Annotated in this window: 22 protein-coding genes; 15 read left to right on the forward strand and 7 right to left on the reverse strand. The window is 54.5% G+C overall.

Features of this window, described 5'->3' with window-relative positions; all coding sequences use genetic code 11:
• The 6 genes from NNN71_RS12605 to NNN71_RS12630 form a co-directional block, all read left to right on the forward strand.
• On the forward strand, positions 1–229 hold a 229-nt coding region (locus NNN71_RS12605; protein WP_271458620.1), incomplete at its 5' end, for a UTRA domain-containing protein.
• A gap of 72 nt (positions 230–301) precedes the next feature.
• On the forward strand, positions 302–1681 hold the full coding sequence (locus tag NNN71_RS12610; protein ID WP_167576371.1) for a family 4 glycosyl hydrolase: 1380 nt from the start codon (positions 302–304) through the stop codon (positions 1679–1681).
• A complete protein-coding gene (locus NNN71_RS12615) occupies positions 1681–2403 on the forward strand; it encodes a 6-phosphogluconolactonase (protein ID WP_271458621.1) in 723 nt (240 codons plus the stop codon). The genes NNN71_RS12610 and NNN71_RS12615 overlap by 1 nt, the downstream gene beginning before the upstream one ends.
• A complete protein-coding gene (locus NNN71_RS12620) occupies positions 2400–2714 on the forward strand; it encodes a PTS lactose/cellobiose transporter subunit IIA (RefSeq protein ID WP_271458622.1) in 315 nt (104 codons plus the stop codon). Before NNN71_RS12615 ends, NNN71_RS12620 begins: the two co-directional genes overlap by 4 nt.
• A 2-nt stretch (positions 2715–2716) precedes the next feature.
• Positions 2717–3076 carry a PTS sugar transporter subunit IIB gene (locus NNN71_RS12625; protein ID WP_271458623.1) on the forward strand — a complete coding sequence of 120 codons (360 nt, stop codon included), beginning with the start codon at positions 2717–2719 and terminating at the stop codon, positions 3074–3076.
• 98 nt (positions 3077–3174) lie between these two features.
• Positions 3175–4380, forward strand: a complete 1206-nt coding sequence (locus NNN71_RS12630) for a PTS sugar transporter subunit IIC (RefSeq protein ID WP_271458624.1) — start codon at positions 3175–3177, stop codon at positions 4378–4380.
• A gap of 44 nt (positions 4381–4424) precedes the next feature.
• On the opposite strand, the gene pgl is transcribed toward NNN71_RS12630, so the two are convergent.
• A complete protein-coding gene (pgl, locus tag NNN71_RS12635; protein ID WP_163449200.1) occupies positions 4425–5420 on the reverse strand; it encodes a 6-phosphogluconolactonase in 996 nt (331 codons plus the stop codon).
• 117 nt (positions 5421–5537) lie between these two features.
• On the opposite strand from pgl, the gene NNN71_RS12640 reads away from it, so the two are divergent.
• Positions 5538–6356: a pyridoxal phosphatase gene (locus tag NNN71_RS12640; protein WP_223802187.1), complete on the forward strand. Its 819-nt coding sequence runs from the start codon at positions 5538–5540 to the stop codon at positions 6354–6356.
• Here the strand turns inward: NNN71_RS12640 and modC are convergent, their stop codons facing one another.
• The 4 genes from modC to NNN71_RS12660 all read right to left on the reverse strand — a co-directional run bounded on the left by modC (position 6357) and on the right by NNN71_RS12660 (position 9208).
• On the reverse strand, positions 6357–7415 hold the full coding sequence (modC, locus tag NNN71_RS12645; protein WP_163449198.1) for a molybdenum ABC transporter ATP-binding protein ModC: 1059 nt from the start codon (positions 7413–7415) through the stop codon (positions 6357–6359).
• Between the two features lie 3 nt (positions 7416–7418).
• Positions 7419–8108 (reverse strand): molybdate ABC transporter permease subunit, encoded by a 690-nt coding sequence (modB, locus tag NNN71_RS12650; RefSeq protein ID WP_163449197.1) that lies wholly within the window; start codon positions 8106–8108, stop codon positions 7419–7421.
• Entirely contained in the window at positions 8108–8881 is a 774-nt protein-coding gene (gene modA, locus NNN71_RS12655) for a molybdate ABC transporter substrate-binding protein (protein WP_249022141.1), read from the reverse strand. Before modA ends, modB begins: the two co-directional genes overlap by 1 nt.
• Before the next feature lie 177 nt (positions 8882–9058).
• Positions 9059–9208: an AcrZ family multidrug efflux pump-associated protein gene (locus NNN71_RS12660; RefSeq protein WP_064548379.1), complete on the reverse strand. Its 150-nt coding sequence runs from the start codon at positions 9206–9208 to the stop codon at positions 9059–9061.
• A gap of 130 nt (positions 9209–9338) precedes the next feature.
• Here NNN71_RS12660 and modE point away from each other — a divergent pair, with 130 nt between their 5' ends.
• The 7 genes from modE (at position 9339) to gpmA (ending at position 17171) form a co-directional block, all read left to right on the forward strand.
• Positions 9339–10127, forward strand: a complete 789-nt coding sequence (gene modE / locus NNN71_RS12665) for a molybdenum-dependent transcriptional regulator (protein ID WP_163449195.1) — start codon at positions 9339–9341, stop codon at positions 10125–10127.
• Between the two features lie 67 nt (positions 10128–10194).
• Positions 10195–11664: a molybdate ABC transporter ATP-binding protein ModF gene (gene modF / locus NNN71_RS12670; RefSeq protein ID WP_271458625.1), complete on the forward strand. Its 1470-nt coding sequence runs from the start codon at positions 10195–10197 to the stop codon at positions 11662–11664.
• A 231-nt stretch (positions 11665–11895) separates the two neighbouring features.
• Entirely contained in the window at positions 11896–12912 is a 1017-nt protein-coding gene (gene galE, locus NNN71_RS12675) for a UDP-glucose 4-epimerase GalE (protein WP_163449193.1), read from the forward strand.
• A gap of 10 nt (positions 12913–12922) precedes the next feature.
• A complete protein-coding gene (galT, locus tag NNN71_RS12680; RefSeq protein WP_271458626.1) occupies positions 12923–13969 on the forward strand; it encodes a galactose-1-phosphate uridylyltransferase in 1047 nt (348 codons plus the stop codon).
• Positions 13970–13971: 2 nt separating this feature from the next.
• The gene (galK, locus tag NNN71_RS12685; RefSeq protein ID WP_271458627.1) at positions 13972–15120 is read left to right on the forward strand and encodes a galactokinase; all 1149 of its coding nucleotides are present in this window, start codon (positions 13972–13974) and stop codon (positions 15118–15120) included.
• A complete protein-coding gene (galM, locus tag NNN71_RS12690) occupies positions 15114–16157 on the forward strand; it encodes a galactose-1-epimerase (protein ID WP_163449190.1) in 1044 nt (347 codons plus the stop codon). Before galK ends, galM begins: the two co-directional genes overlap by 7 nt.
• 261 nt (positions 16158–16418) lie before the next feature.
• Complete coding sequence (gene gpmA, locus NNN71_RS12695; RefSeq protein ID WP_065355548.1) at positions 16419–17171, forward strand: 2,3-diphosphoglycerate-dependent phosphoglycerate mutase; 753 nt, start codon at positions 16419–16421, stop codon at positions 17169–17171.
• 109 nt (positions 17172–17280) lie between these two features.
• On the opposite strand, the gene aroG is transcribed toward gpmA, so the two are convergent.
• Positions 17281–18333: a 3-deoxy-7-phosphoheptulonate synthase AroG gene (aroG, locus tag NNN71_RS12700; protein WP_163449188.1), complete on the reverse strand. Its 1053-nt coding sequence runs from the start codon at positions 18331–18333 to the stop codon at positions 17281–17283.
• Positions 18334–18667: 334 nt separating this feature from the next.
• Between aroG and zitB the strand changes: the two genes are divergently transcribed.
• Complete coding sequence (gene zitB, locus NNN71_RS12705; protein ID WP_163449187.1) at positions 18668–19612, forward strand: CDF family zinc transporter ZitB; 945 nt, start codon at positions 18668–18670, stop codon at positions 19610–19612.
• Here the strand turns inward: zitB and pnuC are convergent.
• On the reverse strand, positions 19609–20328 hold the full coding sequence (pnuC, locus tag NNN71_RS12710; RefSeq protein WP_223802184.1) for a nicotinamide riboside transporter PnuC: 720 nt from the start codon (positions 20326–20328) through the stop codon (positions 19609–19611). The genes zitB and pnuC overlap by 4 nt on opposite strands.
• Positions 20329–20336: the final 8 nt, after the last annotated feature.

The raw sequence follows: 20336 nt of genomic DNA on the forward strand, positions 1-20336 counted from the left end.
TCTTTCAATTCGTCGAGCTGTTGATACTTTCCGTGCCATAAACATTAAGAAAGATATTGCTAAGCATCTTAATGAAACAACGGGCTCTCCCGGCCTACAAATCGAGCGCATAGCTTTTTCGGATGACATTCCCATTGAATATACAATCGAAATAGCCCGTGGCAGTAAATTTGAATATACCATCGAACTTCAAGGCGTGACCATGAACTCGTCAATAACTGCCGTTTGATTGATTCCTGATGTCACGCGCCTGTTTTATTTGCGGTTGAATATCTTAACCGCTTAAAAAGGAGTGACCTTAATGAAATTAACCGTATTAGGCGGGGGCGGCGTTCGCGCCCCATATCTGGCCAGAACATTAGCATTGCAGGCAACCGATCTTGCATTGACTGAAATATGTCTGATGGACAGCAATGAGGAGAAATTAACAATCTACGGTGGGCTGGCGCAAGCCATCGTGGAAAAAATTAATCCCCGAGTCACTATTTGTCTGACAACCGATCCCAACATCGCATTAAAAGATGCCAACTATGTTATTACCACATTGCGTGTAGGTGGTGATAGTGGTCGAGTTTTTGATGAAAGATTAGCCCAGAAATATAATATTCTGGGACAAGAGACGACAGGCATTGGCGGCTTCGCGATGTCGCTACGTTCTATCCCGGTATTAAAGCAGTATCTCGAACTGGCGCGTCAGGTTTCGGCAAAAGATGTCCTGTTCTTTAACTTCACGAACCCCTCCGGGCTTGTTACCCAGGCGCTGATTAACGCCGGATACGATAATGTGTACGGTATTTGTGATGGCCCGGCGAGTTTTATGCGTGAAATGGCGCATCTGCTCAACGTCGACGTTATGCGTTTCTCCGCCACCTGCTATGGTTTGAACCATCTGTCGTTCTATCGTGATTTCACCGTCGACGCTCAGGACGTCACGGAACAGGTGCTCAGTCATCAGCAACTGTTTAAAGAGACGGAGATGAAGCTTTTTGACCGCGCGACAATAGACTTTTTGAAACAAGAACTACCAAATGAATACCTCTACTTCTATTTTAATCACCATGCCATCATTCACTCAATTTCCCGTCATGGTTATGCGCGAGGTGAATTAATTCAGGATATTAATATGCGAATGCTTGCTGACCTGAAGCAACACCATGCAGCCAGTATAGAAGAGCGTTTTGCTATTTTTTCCACATATCTTCTGGAACGAGAGAATTCCTATTTTGCCATTGAGAGCAATGGCCGACGTGATAATCATTATAACGCCTTAAATCTGGAAGCGTTTCTGGCCGCACCGGATACCGGTGGTTATTCGGGGATTGCGTTAAATATTATCCGAGGGCTACAGAAAAAAACCGCATGGCCAATGACCATACTGGTGAAAAACAACGACAGCATTCGTGGCTTGCAGCCGGATGACGTCATTGAAATTACCTGTGATATGCGTGATGGGCAGATTATTCCGCGCCGCGTGGAGGAGATGCCGGATTATCAGATGCATATTATTAAGACCATCAAACATTTCGAAAATTTAACGATCCATGCCATTGAGAACAGATGCAAACAGAGCGCGATTCGGGCATTAATGATTCATCCCTTGATCAACGATTTCGCGGTGGCTACGCAAATTCTCGACGAATTGCTCAACGAATATCAGGACTATACCGGGGAGTGGCGCTAATGGAGCTAGCGATTTGTTCACGACACCAATTCCCGCAGCTTCTCGGCGATGCCATCATCGCCGCCTTACAGCAAGAAGGCTCTGTCTGCCTGGCTTCTGGTGATACGCCGCAGTTGGCTTATCGCTATGTGGCGGCGCAATACCAACGCCGCCCCTTTCCGCTTCGCGCCACGCTGGTTGGGCTGGATGAATGGGTCGGTTTCGGTCCACAGGACGAAGGTAGCTGCCAGTATGCGATGCACCATGACCTCTATCAGCATCTATCGCTGCGACCGGGTCAACTACGGCAGTTTGACGCCAGGCGAGCAGGAGATGCGCTGGAAGAAGAGTGCCATCGTATGAATCAGCTGTTGGCCGAACAGCCGCTTCGTCTGGTTCTGGTTGGTATAGGCCAGAACGGTCATCTGGGGCTCAATGAACCCGGCGTCGCGTTTAGCTCGCTGGCGCATGTCTCTAACCTGAGCGAAACCACCGTCCGCGTCGCGCAGAAATATTTCCCTCAGTCGACGACATTGCGTCAGGGAATTACGTTCGGGATCGCCAATATCCTGGCCAGCGAAAAAATTATTGCTGTCGCCAACGGAGCGCATAAGCGGGACATTATCCAACGCCTGCTGATGACGCCGCCATGCGAGACGCTCCCTGCCACCAGTCTGAAACAGCATCACAATACGCAGCTACTGCTGGATGACGCCGTCTTCCACGTGGAGAACATACTATGACCGATGAACAGCGGTGGTTCAGCATCATCGCCTGTGCGGGTGAAAGCTTCTCACTGTTAAACGATGCGCTAAAGGCCGCGAAAAGTGGCGATATAACGGAAGCCGAACGTTGCTTTAACGAATCTGAAAACATCCTCCAGCAGGCGCACCATATTCAAAGTGAATCACTACAAGGCGAAATAAACGGCCAGCCAATCACATTTTCCATGCTGTTTGTTCATGCTCAGGATCATTTAATGAATGTCCTGCTGGCACAGAATATTTATCGTGAATTTATCGAGCTACATAAAAATAAACTATCAGGACGATGACTATGAACTATGAAAACTTAGCTATTCTCCTTGTCTGCAATTTAGGCGCATCCACCAGCGTGATGGTGAGCAAAATGCGCGACGTTGTCGAGAAAAGTGAAAAATTAAAAGGCCAGCATATTCGTATCGATGCCCGAAACGCTGGGGATCTGCCTACCTATATTGCCGACTACGATCTCGTGCTGGTTGGCCCCCAGATGAAGCATAAAATTGACGATCTGACGACGATTGCCAGGCAACATGGCAAACCTATTGAGGTTATTGATAGTCAAGCCTATGGGTTAGCCGATGGCGCACTTATTCTGAAACAAGCCCTCTACTTATATCATCTGAATCGGCCGAGCAAGGAAGGTTCTCAATGACCAGTACTCCGATATTTCTCAATAAATTTGAGAAAAATATGGTTTTTGTTGCTACCAAAATCGAGCAGAATCGTTTTATTTCATCAATTAAGAATGGAATGATTAGCTTAATGGCGATTCTGATGGTGGGTTCCATCAGCTTAATCATTTCTGGATTAGGTAGCCTGTTTTCACCGGAAACCGCCGTTAGCCAGTTTTTTACGAATTATGGCGCGCTATTACAGCTTCCATTTACCTTTACTTTCGGTCTGTTGTCGATCTATTGCGCGATAACCATTAGCTATCATCATACCCAGAAAATTAATGTTGCTCCGCTGTACCCGATAATTAGCTCGGTGATGGTGACCATGATTCTGAATAGCAAAATGGTTGATGGGAGTATCAACATCGCCTTCCTTGATTCCCGCGGCTTGTTTGTGGCAATCATCGCGTCGCTGGCGACCGTCGAGTTTATAAGCTGGGCCTATCGCAAAAAGATCACCATCCGCATTAATGGCTTGCCCGATATGATAGCCAAAACCTTCGAGTCCATCTTTCCGCTGCTGTTTGTTGTGATGATCGCGTGCGCAATTTCCATTGCCAGCCAGACGCTGTTCAATCAACAGATTGTACCAGAGCTCTTCACGACGGCTCTGGCCCCTGCGGTCAGCGGCATCGACTCCGTGTGGGGTGTTTTCACGATTATTTTACTGGAGATGATCTTCTGGTTTTTCGGCTTAAACGGCTACGCGATTTTAATTGGCTTTACGCTGCCCTTTATGACCCAGTATCTGTCATTGAACGCCGCCAACTTTGCCCAGGGCCTACCGACGGAACACGTATTTACGGAAGGATGGTGGGGAGCCTTTGCGGCCTGTACCGGATCAGGTATTACCGGCGCTATCGCGATTCTGGGTCTGATGAGCCGGGCTCCGCAGCTCAAAGCGGCAGGAAAAGCAGCCATCGTGCCTTCGCTGTTTGGCATTTCAGAACCGGTGGTGTACGGTTTTCCTATTGCCTTCAATCCCTACTTTTTCTTTCCGTTCGTATTAGGAACGCCCGTTCTGGCTTCAATCACCTATTTAATCTTCGAGATGGGATGGGTTCGCGGGCCAGTCGCTCAGGTTGGTGGCATCCCCACGCCGATTGCACAGTATTTCATCACCATGGACTGGCGCGGCCCAATCGTCGCCATACTGGTAATTCTGGCCGGATTCCTGATGTACTACCCATTCTTTAAAATGTACGAGCGCAGCATTCTTAAAAAGGAGAGCGAACGGCAGGATGAACAGCAGAAATACGCCGTTCTGGATCTGGATTTCTGAGGGGCAAAACCATCTGCGTCACGCAGGTGGTTTTATGCGTTAACTTAGTGGGCGTAAACCACTACCCACATTGGGCCCTGACCCACGGCATAACGCCCTTTTTCCTGCAGCAGCCCCTGCTCGCCGGCAATTTCATACACCGCGATATGGTGCGATTTCTGCCCTGCCGCAATCAGGTATTTTCCACTGTGGTCAATGTTGAAACCACGCGGCTGAGTTTCCGTCGGCTGGAAACCTTCCAGTGACAGCACGCTGCCGTCTTCCGATACGCTGAACACGGTAATCAGGCTGGAGGTGCGGTCACAGGCATACAGATGACGACCGTCCGGCGTAATGTGGATATCGGCCGCCCAGCGCGTGTCGGTGAAATCAGCAGGCATCATATCCAGCGTCTGCACGCATTCAATCTTACCGTGCGGATCCTTCAGCTCCCACACGTCAATGGAACTGTTCAGTTCGTTCACACAGTAGCCGTACTGTTCGTTCGGATGGAACACCATATGACGCGGACCGGCGCCTTCTACCGTGGTCACTTCAGCCGGGTTCTGCGCGGACAGGAAACCGTCGTCGCTCAGGGTGAACAGGCAGATGCGATCCTGTTTCAGCGCCGGCACCCACAGGGTGCGGTTATCCGGGGAGATATTCGCCGAGTGGCAACCTTCCAGGCCATCCACCACCGTCACGGTGTCGCGCGGCAGGCCGTCTTCCAGACGAATGACCGCCACGTTGGCCTGATTGTACGAAGCGCTGAAGATAAAGTTGCCTTTACGGTCGGTCGAAATATGCGTCGGGCTGCCCGGCAGCGGCGCTTCAGCTTCATAGGTCAGCGCACCGTCATCCGGCGCAATACGGTAGGCCAGCACGCGAAATTCCGGACGCACGCCAACGTACAGATAACGTTTATCAGGGCTGATGACCATCGGCTGCACCTGACCCGGAACATCCACCACCTGGACCAGCTTCAGGCTGCCATCGTGGTTCAGCGTCCAGACGTGGATCTGCTGGCTTTCCGGGCTGGCGGTATAAACGGTCTGTTTCATGAATACTCCTTTCTGAAAACACATAATTTGCGGCTATTTATCACACCATTTTGCCGTACAGGTATCTCGGTGTACCATCCTGCACAGCGAATTTTCTCTTAAACTCGAGACAACACTATGACTGCACGTGTGATTGCCCTGGATCTGGACGGAACGCTCCTGACGCCAAAGAAAACCCTCCTGCCCTCTTCCCTGGAAGCGCTAAATCGAGCCAAAGCGGCAGGTTATCAATTAATGATCGTCACCGGTCGTCATCACGTTGCCATCCATCCTTTTTATCAGGCACTGGCGCTGGATACACCTGCAATTTGTTGTAATGGCACCTACTTGTATGATTATCAAGCGAAAAAAGTACTGGATGCCGATCCGATGCCGGTCGAAAAAGCCCAACAGCTGATTTCTCTGCTGGATGAGCACCAGATTCACGGCCTGATGTATGTCGACGATACCATGATGTACCAGTACCCAACCGGCCACGTGATTCGCACCAGCAACTGGGCGCAGAGCCTGCCGGAAGCGCAGCGCCCGTCTTTTACTCAGGTCGATTCGCTGGCGCAGGCCGCCCGTGAAGTGAATAACGTCTGGAAATTTGCCCTGACCGATGAAGACGGCGAAAAGCTGCAAAACTTCGCGAAACACGTTGAGCAGACGCTGCAACTGGAGTGCGAATGGTCGTGGCACGATCAGGTGGATATCGCGCGTCAGGGCAACAGCAAAGGCAAACGTCTGACGCAGTTCATCACCGCGCAGGGCTGGTCAATGCAGGACGTGGTGGCGTTTGGCGACAACTTTAACGATATCAGCATGCTGGAAGCCGCCGGTACCGGCGTGGCGATGGGCAATGCGGTCGACGCGGTGAAAGCGCGCGCCAACGTGGTTATCGGCGATAACACCACCGATGCCATCGCCGACTACATCAACCGTCACCTGCTGTAATCAGGCGGTAATCGACACGCTCTTTATCTGGGCGTACAACCACTGGCCTGGCTTCACCGCCAGGTCATCCCGCGCCCACGGGCTGATGCGCGCCCACAGCGTACGACCGCTGACGTCCAGCTGTACTTCGACCTGACCATTATTGTCATAGCACTGAAGGACTTTGGCGTGCAGCACGTTGCGGATACTGGTGTGAGGCGACGGCTGCAGCACCAGCGACACGTCAGTAGCCTGAATGCGCACGCGCACCGCACTCTGTAGCGGCCTGTCGAGTTTGTTCACCCAGATATGCTGGTCGCCCAGCGCCAGCGCGGTCATCGCATAGTGCGGATGGTGTTCCAGTACCGTCACGCGCAGAATGCTGCTCTGCTGATCCTGCGGCAGCCACGGATGCATCACGCTGCTGCCCCATACGTCTTCCAGATTACCGAATGCCTTGACCTGCCCGCCTTCCAGCACCAGCACTTTATCGGCCAGATGCAGAATCTCATCCAGCGAGTGGCTGACGTAGAGCATCGGTATATTGATCTCCCGCGCCAGACGCTGCAGATACGGCAGCAGTTCACGCTTGCGCGGGATATCGAGCGAAGCCAGCGGCTCATCGAGCAGCAACAGCTCTGGCGCGGTCAACAATGCGCGACCAATCGCCACACGCTGTTTTTCACCGCCGGACAGACTGCCCGGCAGGCGATCGAGCAGCGGCTCAATGCCCAGCAGCGCCACCAGTTTATCAAACTGCTCCGCCATGCTTTTCGCCATACCGTAACGCAAATTACCGCGCACCTTGTAGTGCGGGAACAGTCGCGCGTCCTGAAACACATAACCGATACGGCGCTTCTCCGGTGCAAGGCAGATGCCCTGCTCAACGTCGTTCAGCACGCGGCCGTTGAGCGCAATGCGCCCCTGCTGCGGTTTGGTGAGCCCGCTGATGGCGTTAATCAACGAGGTTTTGCCCGCCCCTGAAACACCGAATACGGCGGTGATCCCGGAAGCCGGCAGCGATTCATTAATTTCCAGGCAGTGCGTGCCCAGCGTCTGGCTAAAGTTCAGTTCCAGCATGGTTTACGCCCCCATCCTGCGGCGGCTAACGCCCGCCAGCCATTCGGAAATCATCAGCGAAATCAGCGCCAGAACGATAGAAATCAGACACAGACGGGCCGCGGCGCTTTCGCCGCCGGGAGTCTGAATCAGGGTGTACATCGCCGACGGAATGGTGCGGGTTTCGCCGGGAATATTGGAGACAAAGGTAATGGTCGCGCCGAACTCGCCGAGTGAACGAGCAAACGCCAGCACGGTACCGACGATAATGCCCGGCAGCATCAGCGGCAGCGTAATGGTGCAGAACACCCGCCAGCGCCCGGCGCCCAGGGTGCGTGCCGCCTGTTCGAGTTTGACGTCGACACCTTCCAGCGCCAAACGAATCGCCCGAACCATCAGCGGAAACGACATCACCGCCGCGGCGATCACCGCGCCCCGCCAGCTAAAAGCGAAAGTCAGGCCGAACCAGTCATACAGCCAACTGCCAATAAAGCCACGACGCCCCATCGCCACCAGCAATAAATAGCCCACTACCACCGGCGGCAGCACCAGCGGCAGGTGGATAAGGCCGTCCAGCAGCGCCTTGCCGGGAAAATGGCGGCGTACCAGCAGCCAGGCAAAGAAGATCCCAAACGGCAAACTGAACAGGACGGCCAGGGAGGATACTTTCAGGCTCAGCACTACCGCCTGCCATTCGGGATCGGTCAATATCATTAGCGAGTCGTGAATCCGTAACGTTTAAAGATTTCAGACGCCTGCGGCCCTTTCAGGTAGTCATAGAACGCCGAGACGGTCGCGTTTTTATGGCCATCGATAATGGCAATCGGATATTCCACTTTCTGATGGGAATCTTCCGGGAACGTACCAACCACTTTAACACCTTTGCTGGCCACCGCGTCAGAACCGTAGACGATTCCCAGCGGCGCTTCGCTCCGTTCAACCAGCGCCAACGCACCGCGCACATCTTCCGCCGGCGCCAGTTTCGGCGACAGCGTCTCCCACGCCCCGAGTTTTTGCAGCGCTTCTTTCGCGTAGATGCCCGCCGGAACGTGATCCGGGTCGCCCACCGCCAGGCGGCCGCCTTTCAGCAGGCTAGTCCAGTTGGTTTTCGCGTCCACGGTGATGTCTCCCCGCTCGCTGGCCTTCGGTGCGACAACGACCAGACTGTTACCCAGCAGCGTTTCACGCGTGGTGGTGTCGATGGCTTTCTTATCTACCGCGTAGTCCATCCATTTCTGATCGGCAGAGATAAACAAGTCGGCTGGTGCCCCGGCTTCAATCTGGCGAGCCAGCGTCGAAGAAGAAGCAAAAGAGGAAACCACGTCAACGTTGTTCTCTTTTTTATACTCTTTAGCGATATCCTGCATTGCGTTAGTCAGCGAAGCAGCGGCGAAAACGGTGATTTTCGCGTCCTGTGCCGACGCTTGCCCTACAACCGACAGCGTTAATGCTGCTCCGGCAAAAAGACGTAACCATGAACCTGTCATTTAACACTCCTGAACTCAACGTTATATAAATAAAAATATAACGATAAGTATAAGGACTTTCCACAATGATTGCATTACAGACTCGCGAATTGTTGCTGCATTTACGGGATATTATCGGCAGGGTTTTCGGGAACTTCATAGCAAAACGCCCGGGAGTGCCGGGCGTTTTTGAGGAAATCAGTGGTTTTGCTGGCTGCTGTCTTTATGACCAACGCCGGAGAAGATGTTGAACACTTCACCCAGACCGTAAATCAACCCCAGGATGATAGCCATCACTACGGGTACCATGATTACGGCAAATACCAGACTTTTCAACAACTCTAACATGGTTTACTCCATACAATGTGATGTTGCTATTGTAACCGGATATCGCAGAAATACACTCCCTTTTGTGCGGTGCGCTTTGCGCTCGCAGACATTTGGGTCAAAATGCCCTTTTACTTGCCAGGATACTCTTATGCAGGCTGAAATCCTTCTTACCCTCAAGCTCCAGCAGCGCCTGTTCGCCGATCCGCGCCGCATCTCGCTCCTCAAACAAATAGCACAGACCGGCTCCATCAGCCAGGGGGCCAAAAATGCGGGCATCAGCTATAAGAGCGCATGGGACGCCATTAATGAAATGAATCAACTTAGCGAGCACTCGTTAGTTGACCGTGCAACCGGCGGTAAAGGCGGCGGCGGCGCGGTTTTGACCCGCTATGGCCAGCGCCTGATTCAGCTTTACGATCTGCTGGCACAGATTCAGCAGAAAGCCTTCGACGTACTGAGCGATGATGATGCGCTGCCTCTGGATAGCCTACTGGCTGCGATCTCCCGCTTCTCGCTGCAAACCAGCGCCCGCAACCAATGGTTTGGCACCGTCACTCGCCGCGACCACCAGCAGGTCCAGCAGCACGTTGATATTCTGCTCGCCGACGGTTCCACTCGCCTGAAGGTTGCCATTACCGCGCAAAGCGGCGAGCGCCTGGGGCTTGATGAAGGTAAAGAGGTGCTTGTGCTGCTGAAAGCTCCGTGGGTCAACGTCACTCGCGACCCGGCGGTGGCTGCCGAAGCCGATAACCAGCTGGCTTGTCGCATCAGCCATATCGAGCGCGGTACGGAGCAGTGCGAAGTGCTGATGACGCTGCCAGATGGGCAAAGCCTGTGCGCCACCTTACCTCTGAACGAGGCGCAAGCGCTGGAGGAAGGCGCTGACGTCACAGCATTCTTTAACGCCGATCGCATCATTATCGCCACGTTATGCTGATGGCATTGACATTGCGCTGAGGAAGACGTATCCCTGATGCATATTGCTGCAAAAAACGGGATACATCATGTCATCATTGCAAATTTCGCAAGGCACGTTTCGTCTTAGCGATACAAAAACGTTAAAAATTGAGCAACTGACGCTACGCGCTGGAGAAAGCTGGGCTTTTGTCGGCAGTAATGGCAGCGGTAAATCGGCGCTGGCACGCGCGCTGGCGGGTGAACTCCCTCTGCTTTCCGGTAGCCACGAGAGCCAGTTTACCCGCATCACTCGTCTCTCCTTTGAGCAGTTGCAAAAGCTGGTGAGCGATGAGTGGCAGCGCAATAATACCGACATGCTCAGCCCGGACGAAGACGACACCGGGCGCACCGCCGCGCAGATTATTCAGGATGAAATCAAAAACCCCGCGCTCTGCGCACAGTTGGCCGCGCAGTTTGGCATCAGCCATCTGCTTGAGCGCCGTTTCAAATACCTGTCGACCGGTGAAACCCGCAAAACCCTACTTTGCCAGGCGCTGATGGCGCAGCCAGATCTGTTGATTCTCGATGAACCGTTCGATGGCCTCGACGTGAGCTCACGCCGCCAGCTGGCCGATCATCTGGCTACGCTGCACGACGCAGGCTATACGCTGGTGCTGGTGCTCAACCGCTTCGACGACATCCCGGATTTCGTGCCGTTTGCCGGCGTGCTGGCCGACTGTACGCTAACGGAAATCGGCGAGAAAAAAGCGCTGCTCGAACAGACGTTAATCGCCCAACTGGCGCACAGCGAAAAACTTTCAGGTATGACCCTTCCGGAACCCGACGCCCCTTCCGCCCGCCTCGCATTACCCGACGATCAGCCGCGTATCGTGCTACGCGACGGCGTTGTGTCCTATAACGATCGTCCGATCATCAATCACCTGAGCTGGACGGTCGCCCCCGGTGAACACTGGCAGGTCGTTGGCCCCAACGGCGCCGGAAAATCGACGCTGCTGAGCCTGGTCACCGGCGATCACCCGCAGGGTTATAGTAATGACCTCACGCTCTTTGGCCGCCGACGCGGCAGCGGTGAGACCATCTGGGATATCAAAAAGCATATCGGCTACGTCAGCAGCAGTCTGCATCTGGACTATCGCGTCAGCACCACGGTACGCAACGTGATTCTCTCCGGTTACTTTGACTCAATCGGTATCTATCAGGCGGTTTCCGATAAACAGCGCAAGCTGGTCGACGAATGGCTGGCAATCCTCGGCATGGATGCCCGTACCGCCGACGCGCCTTTCCACAGCCTCTCCTGGGGACAACAACGGCTGGCGCTGATTGTTCGCGCGCTGGTGAAACACCCTACGCTGCTGATCCTCGACGAACCGCTACAAGGGTTGGATCCACTCAACCGTCTGGTAGTGCGTCGGTTTATCGACGTGCTGATTAGCGAAGGCAAAACGCAACTGCTGTTTGTCTCGCACCATGCGGAGGATGCGCCGGAGTGTATTACGCATCGTCTGGAGTTCGTCGCCGACGGTGACGGCTATCGTTATGAGGTTGGCCCACTGTAATTCTCTTTCCCGGGCGATAACCTCGCCCGGGAAACCTCACCGTATTTGTCGGTCGTTTTTCAGATTTTTTTCACCACCATCAATCAACATTATGATTTAAAATGATTTTTATCAAATTTTCAGTTTCACGACTTTTAGTGTAAACGATTCCACTAATTTAGCCCATGTCACACTTTTGGCCATTCTGTTATGCTAAGGTTATTCCATGCCATAAGCTTAACGGAGCTAAAAATGAAAGTATTGGTTACAGGTGGTAGCGGTTACATAGGAAGCCACACATGCGTCCAACTGCTGCAACAGGGACATGACGTCGTCATCCTCGACAATCTGTGCAACAGCAAACGCAGTGTACTGCCGGTCATCGCTCGCCTGGGCGGTAAGCAAGCAGAGTTCGTCGAAGGTGATATTCGTAACGAAGCGCTGATGACCGAGATCTTGCACGATCACGCTATTGAAGCGGTGATCCACTTTGCCGGGCTGAAAGCCGTAGGCGAGTCGGTACAGAAACCGCTGGAGTATTACGACAACAACGTCAACGGTACTCTACGCCTGATTGCCGCCATGCGCGCTGCAAACGTCAAAAACTTCATCTTTAGCTCCTCGGCCACCGTCTACGGCGATCAGCCGAAAATTCCTTACGTTGAAAGTTTCCCGACCGGTACCCCACAAAGCCCGTACGGCAAAAGCAAACTGATGGTTGAACAGATCCTCACCGACCTGCAAAAAGCGCAGCCGGACTGGAGCATTGCGCTGCTGCGCTACTTCAACCCGGTTGGCGCACATCAGTCTGGCGATATGGGTGAAGACCCGCAGGGTATTCCTAACAACCTGATGCCGTACATCGCGCAGGTGGCTGTAGGCCGCCGTGAATCGCTGGCCATTTTCGGTAACGACTACCCCACCCCAGACGGCACCGGCGTGCGCGACTACATCCACGTGATGGACCTCGCCGACGGCCACGTTGCCGCCATGGAAAAACTGGCCAACAAAGCCGGCGTGCATATTTACAACCTTGGTGCAGGCGTTGGCAGCAGCGTGCTTGATGTGGTTAACGCGTTCAGCAAAGCCTGCGGCAAACCGATTAACTATCACTTTGCTCCGCGTCGTGATGGCGATCTCCCGGCTTACTGGGCTGACGCAAGCAAAGCCGATAAAGAGTTGAACTGGCACGTAACCCGTAACCTTGATGAAATGGCGCAGGACACCTGGAACTGGCAGTCCCGTCATCCTCAGGGATATCCCGATTAAGGATTTTGCAATGACGCAATTTAACCCCGTCGACCATCCGCACCGCCGCTTTAATCCGTTAACCGGCCAGTGGATCCTTGTTTCACCGCATCGTGCAAAGCGCCCGTGGCAGGGGGCGCAAGAGACACCGTCAAAACAGACGCTGCCCGCACACGATCCGGACTGCTTTTTATGCCCGGGTAATACCCGGGTGACGGGCGATAAAAACCCCGATTACACCAGCACCTATGTGTTTACCAACGATTTCGCGGCGCTGATGACCGATACGCCGGACGCGCCGGAAAGCGACGATCCGCTGATGCGCTGTCAGAGCGCGCGCGGCACCAGTCGCGTTATCTGCTTCTCGCCGGACCACAGCAAAACGCTGCCGGAGTTGAGCCTCAACGCGCTGCACTCGGTGGTGAAAACCTGGCAGGAACAGACCGCAGAACTGGGCCAACAGTATCCGTGGGTTCAGGTATTTGAGAACAAAGGCGCGGCGATGGGGTGCTCCAACCCACACCCGCACGGACAGGTCTGGGCCAACAGCTTCCTGCCGAACGAAATTGAGCGTGAAGACCGCCTGATGCGCGAGTACTACCGCGAGCAGGGTTCTTCCATGCTGGTTGACTACGTTAACCGCGAGTTGGCCGATGGCAGCCGTACGGTCGTCGAAACCGAGCACTGGCTGGCGGTGGTCCCGTACTGGGCCGCCTGGCCGTTTGAAACGCTGCTGCTGCCAAAGGCACACGTGCTGCGCATCACCGACTTAACCGACGCGCAGAGTGAAGACCTGGCGCTGGCGCTAAAAAAACTCACCAGCCGCTACGACAACCTGTTCCAGTGCTCCTTCCCCTACTCAATGGGCTGGCACGGCGCGCCGTTCAACGGGGAAGATAACGCCCACTGGCAGCTGCACGCGCACTTCTACCCGCCGCTGCTGCGCTCGGCCACCGTGCGTAAATTTATGGTCGGGTACGAAATGCTGGCAGAGACCCAGCGTGACCTGACGGCAGAACAAGCGGCTGAGCGCCTGCGCGCGGTCAGCGACATCCACTTTCGCGAGTCCGGAGAATAATAATGAGTCTGAAAGAGAACACCCAAACCCTGTTTGCTGAAAAATTCGGCTACCCTGCCAGCCACGTGATCCAGGCACCGGGCCGCGTTAACCTGATTGGCGAGCATACCGACTATAACGACGGCTTCGTGCTGCCGTGCGCCATCGACTATCAAACCGTCATCAGCTGCTCACCGCGCGATGATCGTCTGGTACGCATGATCGCCGCCGACTACGACAACCAGAGCGATGAGTTTTCCCTTGATGCGCCCATCGTCAGCCACGACACCCAACAGTGGTCGAACTACGTTCGCGGCGTAGTGAAACATCTGCAGAAGCGTAACAACGCCTTTGGCGGCGCGGATCTGGTGATCAGCGGCAACGTGCCACAGGGCGCGGGTTTAAGCTCATCTGCCTCGCTGGAAGTGGCGGTCGGCACCGTATTCCAGCAGCTCTATCATCTGCCGCTCGACGGCGCGCAGATTGCGCTGAACGGCCAGGAAGCGGAAAACCAGTTTGTGGGCTGCAACTGCGGCATTATGGACCAGCTGATCTCCGCGCTCGGTAAGAAAGACCACGCGCTGCTGATCGACTGCCGCACGCTGGGCACCAAAGCGGTCTCCATGCCGGAAGGCGTGGCGGTGGTGATAATCAACAGTAACTTCAAACGAACTCTGGTCGGCAGTGAGTACAACACCCGCCGCGAGCAGTGCGAAACCGGCGCACGCTTCTTCCAGCGCCCGGCGCTGCGCGATGTCACCGTTGACGAGTTCAACACTGTCGCCCACGAGCTGGACCCTATCGTTGCCAAACGCGTCCGTCACGTGCTGACCGAAAACGCCCGTACCGTAGAAGCCGCCAGCGCGCTGGAGAAAGGCGACCTGCTGCGCATGGGCCAACTGATGGCAGAATCTCACGCGTCAATGCGCGACGACTTCGAAATCACCGTGCCGCAGATTGATACGCTGGTCGAGATCGTCAAAGCGACTATCGGCGACCAGGGCGGCGTGCGCATGACCGGCGGCGGTTTCGGCGGCTGCATCGTGGCGCTGATCCCTGAAGCACTGGTCCCGGCGGTGAAACAGGCGGTTGCCGAGCAGTATGAAGCGAAAACCGGCATCAAAGAGACCTTCTACGTGTGCAAACCGTCACAAGGAGCTGGCCAGTGTTAAGAGAAACTCCCGCGCTGGCAGCCGATGGCCAGCCATATCGCCTGGTGACGCTACGTAATGCAAACGGTGTTGTCGTGAGCTTAATGGACTGGGGCGCCACGCTGCTGTCGGCGCGTATTCCGCTGAAAGATGGCAGCGTACGTGAAGCGCTACTGGGCTGCGCCTCGCCGGAGCAGTATAGCGAACAGGCGGCCTTCCTCGGCGCCTCCATTGGTCGCTACGCCAACCGTATCGCCAATAGCCGCTTTACCCTTGACGGCAAAACGGTTGATGTCGCGCCAAGCCAGGGCGAACATCAGTTGCATGGCGGTCCGGAAGGTTTCGACAAGCGCCGCTGGTCTATCGCGTCACAGAACGAGACCGAAGCGGTCTTTACGCTGACCTCACCCGACGGCGACCAGGGCTATCCGGGCGAGCTACAGGCCAAAGCTATCTATCGCCTGACCGATGATAACCGGATTTCCATCGAGTACCGCGCCACCGTCGATAAAGCCTGTCCGGTGAACCTGACTAACCATGTTTACTTTAACCTCGATGGTGAGCAGACCGACGTACGCAACCACACGCTACAGCTACTGGCAGATGACTATCTGCCAGTCGATGAGAACGGGATCCCTCATGATGGGCTGAAAGCGGTCGCCAATACCAGCTTCGATTTCCGTCAGCCGAAAGCCGTGGCGCAGGATTTCCTCAGCGACGACGATCAGCGGAAGGTTAACGGCTACGACCACGCATTCCTGCTGCAGGCCAAAGGCGACGCCACTCAGGTGGTTGCCAACGTCTGGTCGCAGGATAAAAAGCTGCAGATGGCCGTTTATACCTCGGCGCCGGCGATTCAGTTCTACTCGGGCAACTTCCTGAAGGGCACGCTTTCCCGTACCTCACAGCCGTACGATACGTGGCAGGGGCTGGCGCTGGAGAGCGAATTCCTACCTGATACGCCAAACCATCCCGAGTGGCCGCAGCCGGACTGCGTGTTGCAGCCGGGTGAAGAGTACGTCAGCCTGACGGAATATCAGTTTATCGCATTATCATGACCTGTTGGCCCGGGCGACAAACCGATGTGGCCCGGGCGCATGGCGTGATGTCAGACATCCCCCGCCCCTTCACCACGTCGATCTTTTAGGCATATCGCTGAAAATAGCATCACACCAAGACAAAATAATAACGCTGAGTTCACATGCACCTTACACTGGAGCACTATTTTCGCTATGGTTATGCATAAGCGTTGCCGCTGAGGCTATCACGGCAATATAATGAGAATTGTTATCATTCAATAAAGCTTGAGGAGTGAGAGTATGGCTGTAACTAAGCTGGTACTGGTTCGTCACGGTGAAAGTCAGTGGAACAACGAAAACCGTTTTACCGGTTGGTACGATGTTGATCTGTCCGAGAAAGGCGTCAGCGAAGCAAAAGCAGCGGGCAAACTGCTGAAAGAAGAAGGCTTCAGCTTCGACTTTGCTTATACCTCTGTGCTGAAACGTGCCATCCACACGCTGTGGAACGTGCTGGATGAACTGGATCAGGCCTGGCTGCCGGTTGAAAAATCCTGGAAACTGAACGAGCGTCACTACGGTGCGCTGCAGGGTCTGAACAAAGCCGAAACCGCTGAGAAATACGGTGATGAGCAGGTTAAACAGTGGCGTCGCGGCTTCGCGGTGACCCCGCCGGAGCTGACCAAAGACGACGAGCGCTACCCGGGCCACGACCCGCGCTACGCCAAACTGACCGATAAAGAGCTGCCGACCACCGAGAGCCTGGCGCTGACCATCGAGCGCGTGGTGCCTTACTGGAACGAAACCATTCTGCCGCGTCTGAAAAGCGGTGAGCGCGTGATCATCGCCGCTCACGGTAACTCCCTGCGCGCGCTGGTGAAATACCTGGACAACATGGGCGAAGATGAAATCCTCGAGTTGAACATCCCAACTGGCGTGCCGCTGGTGTATGAGTTCGACGAGAACTTCAAGCCGATCAAACACTACTACCTGGGCAACGCAGACGAAATCGCCGCGAAAGCCGCTGCGGTGGCAAACCAGGGTAAAGCGAAGTAATTTTCCTCCCGGGTTAAACGAAAAAAGCGTGGAATATTCCACGCTTTTTTTATTGCCGGATGACGGCATTGCCTTGTTCGGCCTACCGAGCGTCGCCCGGGTGCGTTTTTTATCCGCGACGCGCTTTTACCGCTTCCGCCAACTGGCGCAGAATCGTATCGGTATCTTCCCAGTTAATGCAGGCGTCGGTGATGCTCTTGCCATACACCAGCGGCTCACCGCTGTCCGGATTCTGATTGCCTTCCACCAGATGACTTTCGATCATCACGCCCATAATAGCTTTTTCGCCGTTGGCAATCTGCTGGCAGACGTCTGCGCCCACTTCCATCTGTTTTTTGTACTGCTTAGAGGAGTTAGCATGGCTGAAGTCGATCATGATTTGTGCCGGCAGCCCCGCTTTCGCCAGGCCGTCCTTCACCGCCGCCACGTGGGAAGCGCTGTAGTTTGGCTCTTTACCGCCGCGCAGGATGATATGGCAATCGCCATTACCGCTGGTGTTCACGATGGCGGAATGCCCCCACTTGGTCACCGACAGGAAGCAGTGCGGCGCGCCAGCGGCGTTAATCGCATCAATGGCCACTTTAATGGTGCCATCGGTGCCATTTTTAAAACCAACCGGACAAGAAAGACCGGAAGCCAGCTCGCGATGCACCTGAGATTCGGTGGTACGCGCCCCGATGGCGCCCCAGCTCATCAGGTCAGCCAGATACTGCGGGGTGATCATATCCAGGAACTCGCCCGCGGCCGGTAGACCGGTGTCGTTAATGTCCAGCAGCAGCTTACGCGCAATGCGCAGGCCATCGTTGATCTGGAAGCTGTTATCCATATGCGGGTCGTTGATCAGCCCTTTCCAACCCACGGTGGTGCGCGGCTTTTCAAAATAGACGCGCATGACGATTTCCAGCTCGCCCTTCAGCTCTTCACGAATTTTCAGCAGGCGCTGAGCATACTCTTTCGCCGCGACGGGATCGTGGATAGAACACGGACCGATCACCACCAACAGACGATCGTCCGCCCCTTTCAGGATCTGATGGATCGCTTTACGCGCATGAGATACGGTGTTCGCGGCGTTTTCGGTAGCGGGGAATTTCTCAAGGAGTGCGACTGGCGGTAATAACTCGTTGATCTCTTTAATGCGTAAATCGTCGTTCTGATAATTCATGACTGTTCCAGTGTTGCCATACTTATACAATTGAGTGCAATCCCTCCAATCTATATCGCAACTCAAAAAGTGTAAACTGAATTTTACACTTTAGCCGGATAATGACTAAAAAAACCCTACAAAATAGAATTTAATAGCAAATACCCGGCTAACAACCGCAAACAAGCAAGATATAACACCAACAATAAGATGAAAAACGATATAATTCATATTCACCCGGCGGTGAATGTACTATTTTAATCCATCATTCGACGTCATCTATTTCTGTGCGCAAAAAGCAAAGATCTGCAATGATGTCAGATAGTCACATTCAACATACGAAAGGAATAGCGTCATGGCGCACAGGCAGGATTCACATTCTCACGCCACGCAGGATGATAGTAATGCCCGTCGTTTACTGCTGGCGTTCGGCGTTACCGCCGGATTCATGGTCGTGGAAGCGATTGGCGGGTTGATTTCCGGTTCATTGGCGTTATTAGCCGATGCAGGGCACATGCTGACCGACTCCGCCGCCCTGCTGTTTGCCCTGCTGGCAGTCAACTTTGCTCGTCGGCCACCGAGCACACGCCACACCTTCGGTTGGCTGCGTCTCACTACCCTCGCCGCCTTCGTGAACGCCATCGCGCTGCTGTTTATTATTATTTTGATCGTCTGGGAGGCGGTGCAACGTTTCAATCACCCCCAGCCTGTGGCTGGCGTAACCATGATGGTGATTGCCGTCGCCGGGCTGTTGGCAAATGTGCTGGCGTTCTGGATCCTGCATCGTGGTAGCGAGGAAAAAAATCTCAACGTACGTGCCGCCGCGCTGCACGTCATGGGCGATCTCCTCGGCTCGGTTGGCGCGATTATTGCCGCATTGGTGATCATGATCACCGGCTGGACGCCTATCGACCCGATTCTATCAGTGCTGGTGTCCTGCCTGGTGCTGCGCAGCGCATGGTCGCTGCTGAAAGAGAGCGTTAACGAACTGCTGGAAGGTGCACCACAGTCTATTGACGTGGCGGCGTTGAAGCGCAATATGCGTCGCTCACTGCCGGAGGTCCGCGACGTGCACCACGTCCACGTCTGGCTGGTAGGCGAAAAACCGCTAATGACCCTGCATGTGCAGGTTGTCCCACCGCACGACCACGACGCGCTGCTCGACCGTATTCATCACTTCCTCGAGGAGCACTATCAGATTGAGCACGCGACGGTGCAGATGGAGTATCAGCCCTGTAGCGGCCCGGAATGCCACCTTAATGAGGTGCATACCGGACACGGGCATCATCACCATCACTAATGAGATAGCGCGCGAGAGCCGCGCTCACGCGCGCTATTCATCCACATCCGGCTACCGTTAAGAGCGATAAACGTCAGGATCAGGTACTCCAGCGCCATCGCGTACACGCCCTGAAGCGTAAAGATAGCCACGCTGATAACGTTAATAATCACCCACAGCAGCCAGTTTTCGACGTATTTACGGGTCATCAGCACCATGGCGGCAATCGATAACACCATCATCGACGAATCCCAGAATGGAAACGCATCCGGCTGCAGCGTCGGCATTACCACATTCATACCAAGCCCCTGCATGACGTTAACGGCAACCCGTGTCAGCACGGCAAATACCGGGTCGATATAAAAGGTCATCAGCGCAATCGCAACCACGCAGGCCGCCAGCCAGGACAGCGCCTTAGGCAGCGGCAGCCAGCGAATTTGCAGCTCGGCTTCATTCTGGCTGGTTTGCCGCGACCAGGCGTACCAGCCGTAGAGGTTGGCAGCGAAGAAGAAAAGCTGTAACAACAGGCTGGCGTACAGCTGGATCTGGAAAAAGATAATCGCAAACAGCGTGACGTTAATCAGACCAAACAGGTAGTTAACGATCTTCTCAAGGCTGGCCAGCCAGATACAAAGCAGACCGGCAATGGTGCCTACGGCCTCAATCCACGACAGATCGTAACCGCCCGCCCCAAGCGGGATATGCACCAGAATGTTTTGCGTGCTAAAAAAATCCATTTCAACTC

Source organism: Kluyvera sp. Awk 3 (genome assembly GCF_028069715.1).
Taxonomy (GTDB): domain Bacteria; phylum Pseudomonadota; class Gammaproteobacteria; order Enterobacterales; family Enterobacteriaceae; genus Kluyvera; species Kluyvera georgiana_A.